This window comes from Devosia sp. CAU 1758, from assembly GCF_054482695.1.
The window spans coordinates 1,195,558-1,205,510 of sequence record NZ_JBTLRJ010000001.1 but is presented as its reverse complement, the minus strand read 5'-3'; the positions used below and the strand labels follow the sequence as shown (position 1 = coordinate 1,205,510).

Below are 9,953 nucleotides of genomic sequence, written 5' to 3'. Positions count from 1 at the left end.
CGAGTGCCCTGCCGTCATTCCCAACCATCTCCCCGTGTTCCGACCAGCACGGGATGTTTGCTCGGTACCGGCAGCTATCGGGAACGAACTTCGCGCTTGGCAACGGCCGCAATGGGGTCGAAAGTAGCCTCTGCGCGGGTTAGCCAACACTGTAAGAAAGTCATTTGCAATCTATGAGGCACCAACGGAGGGTTAGCCAGGGCAAGACGTCGAAGAACAACGAGTGTCGCAGTCCAATCCCCTCCACCAATCCCTCAAAGAAGATACCTCCGGATCAGCCGACAAGCGGCGAGACCACTTGCCGCTTTCGTCCAAAACGGCTACCGCTCGCCCATGAGCCGCAACAAATTTCCGCCCAAGCCAAAATACGATCCCGATGCTGGTCCGGTCTATCTCTATGGCCTGCATACAGTGCGCGCCGCGCTGGATAATCCGGGACGCCTGAAGAAGGTGCTGCTGGCGACTCCCAATGCGCTGAACCGCCTCAAGGAGACCGGCGAACTCGGCAAGGTCAAGGTCGCCGAAACCACGCCAAAGGACCTTGATCGGCTGCTTGGCGGGGACGCCGTGCATCAGGGCGTGGCGCTGGAAGTCGATCCCGTCAGCCGCTTCGGCCTCGACGATATTGCCGATCTCAAGCTCGTCGTCGTGCTCGACCAGTTGACCGACCCGCACAATGTGGGCGCGATCCTCCGCACCGCCTGCGCCTTTGGTGCCGATGCGGTGATCACCACTGCCCGTCATTCGCCCCGCGAAACCGGGGTCATGGCCAAGGCCGCCTCCGGCGCGCTCGATCTCGTGCCCATGATCGAGGTGCGCAACCTGGCCACGACGCTGGAAAACCTAAAACAGCGCGGCATGTTGGTGCTGGGCTTTGACTCAGAATCTGAAGCCCCGTTGCGCGCGCGCACCGACAGCGTGCCCATGGCCGTCGTGCTCGGCGCCGAGGGCAAGGGCCTGCGCCAGCGGACCCGCGAACTCTGCGACGAAATGGTGCGGCTCGATATGCCTGGGCCCATCAAGTCGCTCAACGTCTCCAATGCTGCTGCCATCGCCCTCTTTGCGGCCACGGCCGGACGGGTGGCATGAGCAGCTTCGAGCCTTTTGCCATTGCCCTCAGGCTCTCCGGGGTGACAGTGCCGCAGCAGGCGCTGGACACGGCCCTCAAGCAGCTGAGCACCCGCTATGAGCCCGAAGACGCCGACAACAGCTTTTATGCCCAGATCGACGTCGCAGCGACCAATCCGGTGCGCGCCATCCTGGACCTGGCTGAACGCTCCGGCCCGGCCATCACCGCCATGCTGGACGATCGGCGCATCGGCAAGGCCGTTCTCGATATCGCCTTCGACTATCCCCATGAGGGCGAGGCCATGTCGGCCCGCCTGCCCGCCCATGCGGCCGCGGCCATTGCCGGATATGGCATTGATATCGAAATGTCGGTCTATCTCACCGATGTCGAGGATGACGAGGACGAATGAGCCAGAAGCTGCGCAACTGGGCCGGGAGCATCGAATTTGCCGCCGCCTCGGTCGCACGGCCCGGCAAGCTGGCTGAATTGCAGGAAGCCGTGCGCCGTGCCGACAAGGTCCGTGTCCTGGGCTCGGGCCATTCCTTCAACCGCATCGCCGACACTGACGACACCCTCGTCACCCTCTCGCAGCTCGATCGCACTATCAGCATTGACCCAGTCGCGCAGACGGTGACCATCGATGGCGGCGCCACCTATGCCGATATCGCCCCTGCCCTGCACCAGGCCGGTTATGGCCTGCGCAATGTCGCCTCCCTGCCCAACATCACCATTGCCGGCGCCGTGGCCACCGCAACCCATGGCTCGGGCGACGCCAACCAGAACCTCGCCGCTGCCGTCGTGGGCGTGACGCTGGTCACTGCAAGCGGCGAACTGGTCAGCCTCAGGCGTGGTGATCCGGGCTTTGAAGGTGCCGTGGTCAATCTGGGCGCGCTGGGCGTCATGTCCGAGATCACCCTTGAGCTGGTCCCGAGCTTCGCCATCCGCCAGAATGTCTATCTCGGCCTTCCCGTCACCACCCTGCTCACCAGCTTCGATACGTTGATGCGCCGTGCCTACAGCGTCAGCCTGTTTACCCGCTGGCAGGGCGATGTACTCGACCAGATCTGGGTCAAGGCGCTGGACGAAGCGGGCGAGCCCCCGGAAGCCGTTCTGGGCGCAGGCGCGGCCAATGGCCCCTGCCATCCCATTCCTGGCATGGATGGCAGCGTCTGCACGGGCCAGATGGGTCTGTCCGGCCCCTGGCATGAACGCCTCTTCCACTTCGCCATCGGCAACACGGCCTCGGCCGGCGCCGAACTGCAATCGGAATTCTTTGTCGCCCGCGAACAGGCCCCGGCGACCATTGCGGCCCTGCATGCAGCGCAGACCCGGTTCGCACACGCCCTGATGATTTCGGAGATCCGTTCCGTTGCCGCCGACGCGCTTTGGCTTAGCCCCGCCTATGGGCAGGAGACCATTGGCTTCCATTTCACCTGGAAGCCGGACTGGGACACAACCATCGCTGCCGTAAAGGCCGTTGAGGCAGTCCTTTCGCCCTTCAACCCCCGTCCGCACTGGGCCAAGCTGTTCACAATGCCGGCGCCGCAGGTGCAGTCGCGATTTCCCCGGCTCGGAGACTTCAGGGAACTGGCGGGGCAGCTGGATGCCGATGGCAAGTTCCGCAACGCCTATGTGACGGATTTGCTGTTCGGCTGACCCCGCTACCGGGTCGGTCGCCGTTGAATTCAGCGGTGATAACGCTGCGGCCGAATATGCCCGGAGATCTGGGAACAAGCCGCACCACCGAATAGCCACGCGCCTCCAGTTCCGTGAGGAACCCGGGCAGCATGTCGACTGTCCGCTGGTGGATGTCGTGGAAGAGGATGATGCCGCTTCCCCGGGCCTCGAGCCGCTCCAGGGTGCGCGCCGCGACCACCTCGGCGCTGTCCTTGTGATAGTCCTTGCTGTCGATGTCGACGTCCAGCACCACCACGTCGCCCTGCATCAGCGTGGTGCGCAGATAGCCGGTCTGTGACAGATAGGGGAAGCGGAAGAAGGGCGACAACCCCTCCCCGCCAAGCGCCTCGGCAACCGCCGCCTCGCCCCGCGCAATCTCGTTGATCGCGGCCTGGCGCGACAGGCTCCCCAGATTGGTGTGATCAAAGGTGTGGCTGCCCACCGTGTGCCCGCGCTCGACCACCTGGCGGGCCAACAAGGGATTGGCCTTGGCAGCTGAACCCAGCATCAAAAACGTCGCCTTCACCCCATGCCGATCAAGGGCATCGAGGATCGACGGTGTCTTGCCGGCCCGCGGGCCGTCGTCGAATGTCAGGATGACCTCGCCCGGCCTCAGGATGATATCTGCTGTGGCAGCCACTTCCAGCGTCCGGCCGGCCAGCTTGCTCATCCCGAAAATCCGATTTGGCATGGGCTGGGTAAACCGGACCGTGGTGGACTGGGCGGCACTGCCGGTAACGACATGATCAGTCCCGGACCAGGTCGCCGACATATCGGTATGGCGGATGGGTTTTGCGCAACCCGCCAGGGCGAGTGCAAAAAGACCCACGACAACAATCGCACGCAACAACCGCAAGTGAGCACCCACACCGCCAAATCACCCGTGCTCACAATTTGCGATTATGGTTAATATTCCCCTCGAAAAGTCTTAAGAACTACTTACTCGCCAATGATTTAGCCTTCCGAGCCAGGGTGTCGAGGGCGCTGAGAAAGGCCGACCGGTCGGCGGGCCGAAAGCCGGGATTGTAGCCCTGGATTTCTCCTGTCTCACGCAGATGCTGCTTGAGGTCGCGCATGGCCAGCGCCATGCCGATCGAGGCAGTGGTGAATGGCTTCCCGGTAAAACCCAGCACGTGACAGCCCTTGTCGATGGCCCGGCTGGCCAGCGGAATGTCGGCTGTTAGCACGATGTCATTGGCCAGCGCATTGTCCACGATCCAGTCGTCAGCCGCGTCCGCACCAGCGGGCACCACCACGACACGCACCATCGGATCGCGCGACGGGCGAATGCCGCCATTGCTGACGAATGTGATGACCAGCCCAAATCGCTCCGCCACTTTGCGGGCTTCGTCCTTGACGGGGCAGGCATCGGCGTCGACGAATATGGTCGGGTCAGGCATGGGCAATCACATCCAGCACGAAGTCCAGCCGCTCAGCCACATGGGCCTTGGGCAGTTCGACTATGCGATAGCCCAGTTCTTCATAGGCGTCACGCATGGGTTCATAGATGCGCTGAGCATGCGCCCAGCCCTCGGTTCTCTCGGCGTCGTCGGCGTAGATCTCCCGCCACGGCGGAGCAAAGAAGGCGGTCGTATTGTAGCGAAGGAGCCGTGCCGCGCGCTCGATGTGGTCGGTCTGGGCCAGGCCCAGAAGGCGACCATAGGCAACGAGGTCGGGAATTGCCCTGTCGCACAGCGCCGGCCCCTCGCCCAGCAGCAGCGCGGCATGGGTCTGCATGTCCCGGTCCAGCATCAGGTCGGCAAATCGGGCGGCATCCCGCCATTGCAGCGCCGGCCCATCAATAGCGGTCTGCGCCTGGATGACTCCGCGCGCGGCCTCCTGCCCCACACGCATGCCACGGCTGATGGCGGCATTGAGCAGAACGGTCTTGCCGGCGCCTGGCGCACCGGTGACGATGAACAATTTGTCGAAGGAAACAGGCATAGTTCGTCCTTGTGAGGAATGGACCGCGCATGGCGGCAATGAGGGGGCAAGTTTGAGAGGGAAAGTGATAGAACGCGCGCCATGGGCTGATGCAGCAGCCGGTGCGGAAGAATGGCGCGGGGAGTTCGTTGGCGGCCCCTTTGGGGGCCAATCTGTCGGTGATTTTTCATCACAGCGACAGGGTCGGCGCGGGGCCGCGCCTGCATCGGCATCCTTACCCGGAAACTTTCGTCCTGCGCAAGGGCCGCGCCCTGTTCACCATGGGCGACCTGCGATTCGAGGTGCACGAAGGCCAGATCGAGGTCTGTCCCGCGCACACGCCGCACAAATTCAAAATCCTCGGTCCTGGCTTGCTCGAGCTGATCGACATTCACGAGGCCGGCGCATTCAGCACTGAATGGCTGGAGTGACGCTCACCGGCGCCGGGCGTCCTGGCTAAGAAGATAGGCGCCGCGCCGCGCGCGCATGACCTCGCCCAGCGGCCTGTGCGCTTCCAGCCCGCCCCATGGATCAAAGGCGAGGCGAGGCGACCTTGGACCACGCTACGCGCGGCGCCTCAATGGGCGTACCGGTCTCGTTGACGAAGAACTGCAGGGCCAAGTCGAAGTCGATGGGACCAATGGCCAGCTGATAAGCCATGTCCTGCGTATGGTCCTTGTGCGTTCGGACAACCGGCACTTTGGGCGTCAGGATGAGCTTGGCGGCATAGGGACCATTGGCATGCGGCACCGCCGTGGTGAAGCGTTCGGCATTGTAGCCCCGGAACGGCTTGGCCAGCGTCCCGATGGTACGGCGGATACGCGAAAGCCCGTCGCGCAACCCATAGCGGCGCAGCAGGAAGGTCACGACGCCCAGTTCCCCGCCGCGCGTCACCGCGGCGCACCTCCTCGGCCAGTTGCGCATGACACGCCCCCTCATCCGGCGCAATCATCTCGCGTCATTCCGTTGACGGTCGCTCTGCCATGCCTGCCTCCCCCCATTAGTCTCTCGACCTAGTAGACCACCACGCTGCGAATGCTCTCGCCCGAATGCATCATCTCGAAGCCTTTATTGATATCCTCCAGCCGCAGCGTATGGGTGATCATCGGGTCGATCTCGATCTTGCCGTCGAGATACCAGTCGACGATTTTCGGCACGTCGGTGCGGCCACGCGCGCCGCCAAATGCGGTGCCCATCCAGGTGCGACCGGTGACCAGCTGGAACGGGCGGGTTGAAATCTCCTGCCCTGCCCCCGCGACACCGATGACCACCGACTTGCCCCAGCCGCGATGGCTGGCCTCGAGCGCCTGGCGCATGACCTTGGTATTGCCGGTGCAGTCGAATGTGTAGTCGGCCCCGCCGATCAGGTCGCCCCGCCTCTTGGTCAGGTTCACCAGATAGGGGACGATGTCCTCGCCGATCTCGATAGGATTGACGAAGTGGGTCATGCCGAAGCGTTCGCCCCATGCCTTTTTCGCATTGTTGAGATCGACGCCGATAATCATGTCGGCGCCGGCCAGCCGCAGCCCCTGGATGACATTGAGACCGATGCCGCCAAGCCCGAAGACCACCGCCGTTGCACCGGCCTCCACCTTGGCCGTGTTGATGACTGCGCCGACCCCGGTGGTCACGCCACAGCCGACATAGCAGACCTTGTCAAAAGCGGCCGAGGAGTCGATCCTGGCAACCGCGATCTCGGGCAGCACGGTGAAATTGGAGAAGGTCGAGCAGCCCATATAATGGAAGATCGGCTTGCCCTCGAAGGAGAAACGCGAGGTGCCATCCGGCATCAGCCCCTGCCCCTGCGTTGCCCGGATGGCGGTGCAGAGATTGGTTTTCCGCGACAGGCACGACGGGCACTCACGGCACTCAGGCGTATAGAGCGGGATGACATGGTCACCCTTCTTCACCGAAGTGACGCCGGGCCCCACATCAACCACCACGCCGGCGCCTTCATGACCGAGAATGGAGGGGAACAACCCTTCAGGATCGGCACCCGACAAGGTAAAATCGTCCGTGTGGCAAATACCGGTGGCCTTGATCTCGATCAGCACTTCGCCGGCCTTCGGGCCTTCGAGATCGACCTCGATAATCTCCAGTGGCTTGCCAGCTGCAAAGGCGACGGCGGCACGGGTTTTCATGGGGAATCTCCTGGTCGTGTTTGGCGGCAAAGTCGCATGCCAACGACCGGTTCGGCAACCTAGGGCCCGCCCCCCCCAAGGCTGAGCAGGACATTGACCGCCGCAGCCAGAATGATGGTGTTGTAGAGGTGAGAAAACACAAGGTGCACCGTGACCATCCGGCGCATCGTGTGGCTTTCCGCTGTGGTGTCGGAGGTCGCGACCGAGGTGCCGACCGTGTAGGAAAAATACACGAAATCGAAGCCATCCGGGTCACTGTCACCACGAAAGCCAAGACCGCCTTCGACATCGCTGTCGTCCGTTGAATCCGGCTCCTGATAATATTCATAGGCATAGTGCAGCGCCGCCATGGCTTGCACTGTGAACCAGCCAAGCAGGACCGACGCCATGCTGACGGCCACTTCCCAGGTGTCTGGCTTCTCACCGCTATTGAGTGCCAGGAACAGCGACACCACCGAGGTGATGACGACGATGAACACCACGAGGAAAATGCCGCCCACGGGCGTATCTTCCTCCCGCGCATGCTCGCGCAGATAGTCGGACGTCAGATGCGGCATCTTGAGAAAGGCCAGGGTCAGGAAACCGACAAAGAGGGCATTGCTCCCGAGGCTGATGGCAAAGGCTGGCACCAACCACAAGGAGATAGCCAGGGTAACCCCACCGAGCACCAGCCCCGCATAGAACGGCGCATGCCGCGGCATCGCCCGATCCACCACCAGGCCGCGGCTTTGCGCCGGTTCGGGCTTGCTTGGGGTCTTGCCCTTCTGTCGACGTGCAGTTGCCATCCAAGTGCCTCCCCGCTGGCCGCATGATAGCGCCCGCCGGGGAAACTCGGCTAGCCCGGAATGGCTCCTGGGCCGGGCTGGGCGCCGGGCGGCACCTTGCCCATGATGATCATGCCCAGCACTTCGTCCTTTGTAACGTCGGTAGTCTTGGCCTGGCCCACCACCTGTCCGTTTTTCATCACCACCACCCGATCCGCCAGGTCGAACACGTCATGGATGTCGTGGCTGATGAGGAAAATGCCGATGCCGTCGGACTTGAGCTGCTTGATCAGCTCCCCCACCTGCGCTGTCTCCTGCGGTCCGAGCGCAGCCGTCGGCTCGTCCATGATCAGGATGCGGGCGTTGAACAGGATGGCACGGGCAATGGCCACGGACTGGCGCTGGCCGCCGGACAGCGCCTTTACCGGCTCCTTGAAGCGTCGAAAATTGGGATTGAGCCGCCCCATGACTTCGCGCGCCTTGGATTCCATGGCCGCGTCGTCCAGCGTGCCCAGCGAGGTGACCATTTCACGTCCCAGGAACAGATTGGCGGCGGCGTCGACATTGTCGGCCACGGCAAGCTGCTGGTAGATCGTCTCAATGCCATAGGCCTTGGCGTCCCGAGGATTATTGATCGTCGCGGCTTCGCCATTGATGCGGATATCGCCCGCATCGCGCTTGTAGGCGCCCGAAAGGATTTTGATCAGTGTCGACTTGCCCGCGCCATTATGGCCGAGAAGGCCGACCACTTCGCCACGATACAGGTCGATCGAGGCGTGATCGACGGCGCGGATGCCGCCGAAGGAGATGGAGATGTCGGCCATTTCGACCAGTGGCGTGCCGGTATCCAGCATGAACGCAACTCCTAATGCTTATTCCGGCGGTAAAGCGTGTCGAGCCACACCGCGAAAACCAGAACGATACCAACCACGATGGATTGAAGCGGGCTGTCTATGCCCATGAGCACCATGCCCGACTGCAATGACTGCATGACCACCGCACCCAGCAGCGCCCCGGCTATCGAGCCGACGCCGCCGGCCAGCGAGGTGCCGCCGATGACGGCCGCTGCAATGACATAGAGCTCGTCGAGCGTACCCAGCGCATTGGTTGCCGCATTGAGGCGGGCCGTGGAAATGGCTGCTGCGATGGCACATAGCGCACCCATCAGCATGAATATCTTGACTGTCACCCAGCGGGTATTGATGCCCGCCAGTTCGGCCGCTTCGGGATTGCCGCCCATGGCATAGACATAGCGGCCGAAACGCGTGCGGGTTGTAAGGAAGGTCATGACCACGCCGACCCCCGCCGCGATCAGCACCGGAATGGCGATGCCATGCGAGATGAACAACCCGCCTTCGGGCACTGCAATGCCATTGGCATTGGCGAAGTTCTCGGCGATCCGCACCGGCCAGGGATAGGCATTGGCCACCCAGACCGCCGCAATGGTCGCGCCACAGCCGATGACTGCCAGCGACACCTCGGCCCAGACCGGGCGCTGCGGGAAGTTGAAGCGCTGGCGCTGCAGCCGGTTGAAATAAAGTCCGATGACGATGGCGCCACAAGCAATTACGGCGACCACCCAGCTCCAGAAATTGCCGATGGCGCCGGTCGGGCCGCCCCCCATCAGCTGGAAGGTAGAATCCATAGGCGCAACTGTCCGTCCGGCAGTCACCCACCATGCCGCGCCGCGCCACACCAAGTATCCGCCCAGCGTCACGATAAAGGCCGGTACACGCAGATAGGCAATGATCGTACCCTGCAGGGCTCCGATGCCGACGCCCACCATCAGCCCGGACGCCAGCGACAGCACCCAGATCAGCGGATGTCCCAGGCCGAGCCCGAGCTGAACCGGCAGAATCTGCGTCTGCATGACGCCCATCACCATGCCGACCACGCCCAGGATCGAGCCGACTGACAGATCGATATTACGGGTGACGATGACCAGAACCATGCCGGTGACCATGACCGCCACCGATGCGGTCTGGACGGACAGGTTCCACAGATTGCGCGGGGTCAGGAACAGTCCGCCGGAGAAGAAGTTGAAGCCAACCCAGATAATGGCCAGCGCTCCGATCATGCCAAGAAGGCGCGTGTCTATCTCGGTTGCCATCAGGAAGCGCTGGAGCGGATTTTGCGCCAACTGGCTTGGATGCGTGGTGCTGGATATGGCGCGTGGCTCGGCCATCAATTTCCCCCTATGGCGTGATCAGCAAAAGTTGCAGACTTTTGCTGTTCGATCACACGACATTACAAAGTCTTGGAGCCCATTTTCGATACGATCGAAATGGATACGGCTCCAGGAAGCGGCTCCGGCGGGCCGGGGCGCAATCCGGTTATGGAAGTGGGGGGGGGGGGGGGGGGGGGGGGGGTGGGGGGGGG

Annotated in this window: 12 protein-coding genes; 4 read left to right on the top strand and 8 right to left on the bottom strand. The window is 62.9% G+C overall.

Annotation, left to right across the window (positions count from 1 at the left end):
* Nucleotides 1-333: 333 nt before the first annotated feature.
* Genes rlmB through ACXYMS_RS06090 form a run of 3 tightly spaced genes read left to right on the top strand, consistent with a single transcriptional unit; the run spans nucleotide 334 to nucleotide 2,725 of the window.
* Nucleotides 334-1,089 (top strand): 23S rRNA (guanosine(2251)-2'-O)-methyltransferase RlmB, encoded by a 756-nt coding sequence (rlmB, locus tag ACXYMS_RS06100; protein ID WP_458904539.1) that lies wholly within the window; start codon nucleotides 334-336, stop codon nucleotides 1,087-1,089.
* On the top strand, nucleotides 1,086-1,478 hold the full coding sequence (locus tag ACXYMS_RS06095; RefSeq protein ID WP_458904537.1) for a hypothetical protein: 393 nt from the start codon (nucleotides 1,086-1,088) through the stop codon (nucleotides 1,476-1,478). Before rlmB ends, ACXYMS_RS06095 begins: the two co-directional genes overlap by 4 nt.
* Nucleotides 1,475-2,725, top strand: coding sequence for an FAD-binding protein (locus tag ACXYMS_RS06090; protein ID WP_458904536.1), 1,251 nt, complete (start codon nucleotides 1,475-1,477; stop codon nucleotides 2,723-2,725). The genes ACXYMS_RS06095 and ACXYMS_RS06090 overlap by 4 nt, the downstream gene beginning before the upstream one ends.
* Here ACXYMS_RS06090 and ACXYMS_RS06085 read toward each other — a convergent pair.
* The 3 genes from ACXYMS_RS06085 to ACXYMS_RS06075 form a co-directional block, all read right to left on the bottom strand.
* Complete coding sequence (locus ACXYMS_RS06085; RefSeq protein ID WP_458904534.1) at nucleotides 2,649-3,575, bottom strand: polysaccharide deacetylase family protein; 927 nt, start codon at nucleotides 3,573-3,575, stop codon at nucleotides 2,649-2,651. The two genes, ACXYMS_RS06090 and ACXYMS_RS06085, sit on opposite strands and share 77 nt — an antisense overlap.
* A gap of 106 nt (nucleotides 3,576-3,681) precedes the next feature.
* The gene (locus ACXYMS_RS06080) at nucleotides 3,682-4,146 is read right to left on the bottom strand and encodes a YaiI/YqxD family protein (protein ID WP_458904532.1); all 465 of its coding nucleotides are present in this window, start codon (nucleotides 4,144-4,146) and stop codon (nucleotides 3,682-3,684) included.
* Entirely contained in the window at nucleotides 4,139-4,690 is a 552-nt protein-coding gene (locus ACXYMS_RS06075; RefSeq protein WP_458904531.1) for an AAA family ATPase, read from the bottom strand. The genes ACXYMS_RS06080 and ACXYMS_RS06075 overlap by 8 nt, the downstream gene beginning before the upstream one ends.
* Nucleotides 4,691-4,779: 89 nt before the next feature.
* Between ACXYMS_RS06075 and ACXYMS_RS06070 the strand changes: the two genes are divergently transcribed.
* Nucleotides 4,780-5,100 (top strand): cupin domain-containing protein, encoded by a 321-nt coding sequence (locus tag ACXYMS_RS06070; protein ID WP_458904529.1) that lies wholly within the window; start codon nucleotides 4,780-4,782, stop codon nucleotides 5,098-5,100.
* 100 nt (nucleotides 5,101-5,200) lie between these two features.
* Here ACXYMS_RS06070 and ACXYMS_RS06065 read toward each other — a convergent pair whose 3' ends face one another.
* The 5 genes from ACXYMS_RS06065 to ACXYMS_RS06045 form a co-directional block, all read right to left on the bottom strand.
* Entirely contained in the window at nucleotides 5,201-5,593 is a 393-nt protein-coding gene (locus ACXYMS_RS06065) for a catalase family protein (RefSeq protein ID WP_458904527.1), read from the bottom strand.
* Between the two features lie 89 nt (nucleotides 5,594-5,682).
* Complete coding sequence (locus tag ACXYMS_RS06060; RefSeq protein WP_458904525.1) at nucleotides 5,683-6,810, bottom strand: S-(hydroxymethyl)glutathione dehydrogenase/class III alcohol dehydrogenase; 1,128 nt, start codon at nucleotides 6,808-6,810, stop codon at nucleotides 5,683-5,685.
* A 59-nt stretch (nucleotides 6,811-6,869) separates the two neighbouring features.
* Nucleotides 6,870-7,595, bottom strand: coding sequence for a DUF1345 domain-containing protein (locus ACXYMS_RS06055; RefSeq protein ID WP_458904524.1), 726 nt, complete (start codon nucleotides 7,593-7,595; stop codon nucleotides 6,870-6,872).
* Nucleotides 7,596-7,645: 50 nt separating this feature from the next.
* Complete coding sequence (locus ACXYMS_RS06050; RefSeq protein ID WP_458904522.1) at nucleotides 7,646-8,428, bottom strand: ATP-binding cassette domain-containing protein; 783 nt, start codon at nucleotides 8,426-8,428, stop codon at nucleotides 7,646-7,648.
* Nucleotides 8,429-8,439: 11 nt separating this feature from the next.
* Complete coding sequence (locus ACXYMS_RS06045; protein WP_458904520.1) at nucleotides 8,440-9,759, bottom strand: sugar ABC transporter permease; 1,320 nt, start codon at nucleotides 9,757-9,759, stop codon at nucleotides 8,440-8,442.
* Between the last annotated feature and the right edge of the window lie 194 nt (nucleotides 9,760-9,953).

Excerpts from the sequence above, each read along its gene's own strand:
- rlmB (WP_458904539.1), top strand. The coding sequence starts at position 334 with ATGAGCCGCAACAAATTTCCGCCCAAGCCAAAATACGATCCCGATGCT.
- ACXYMS_RS06095 (WP_458904537.1), top strand. The coding sequence starts at position 1,086 with ATGAGCAGCTTCGAGCCTTTTGCCATTGCCCTCAGGCTCTCCGGGGTG.
- ACXYMS_RS06090 (WP_458904536.1), top strand. The coding sequence starts at position 1,475 with ATGAGCCAGAAGCTGCGCAACTGGGCCGGGAGCATCGAATTTGCCGCC.
- ACXYMS_RS06080 (WP_458904532.1), bottom strand. The coding sequence starts at position 4,146 with ATGCCTGACCCGACCATATTCGTCGACGCCGATGCCTGCCCCGTCAAG.
- ACXYMS_RS06075 (WP_458904531.1), bottom strand. The coding sequence starts at position 4,690 with ATGCCTGTTTCCTTCGACAAATTGTTCATCGTCACCGGTGCGCCAGGC.
- ACXYMS_RS06070 (WP_458904529.1), top strand. The coding sequence starts at position 4,780 with ATGCAGCAGCCGGTGCGGAAGAATGGCGCGGGGAGTTCGTTGGCGGCC.
- ACXYMS_RS06065 (WP_458904527.1), bottom strand. The coding sequence starts at position 5,593 with ATGCGCAACTGGCCGAGGAGGTGCGCCGCGGTGACGCGCGGCGGGGAA.
- ACXYMS_RS06060 (WP_458904525.1), bottom strand. The coding sequence starts at position 6,810 with ATGAAAACCCGTGCCGCCGTCGCCTTTGCAGCTGGCAAGCCACTGGAG.
- ACXYMS_RS06055 (WP_458904524.1), bottom strand. The coding sequence starts at position 7,595 with ATGGCAACTGCACGTCGACAGAAGGGCAAGACCCCAAGCAAGCCCGAA.
- ACXYMS_RS06050 (WP_458904522.1), bottom strand. The coding sequence starts at position 8,428 with ATGCTGGATACCGGCACGCCACTGGTCGAAATGGCCGACATCTCCATC.
- ACXYMS_RS06045 (WP_458904520.1), bottom strand. The coding sequence starts at position 9,759 with ATGGCCGAGCCACGCGCCATATCCAGCACCACGCATCCAAGCCAGTTG.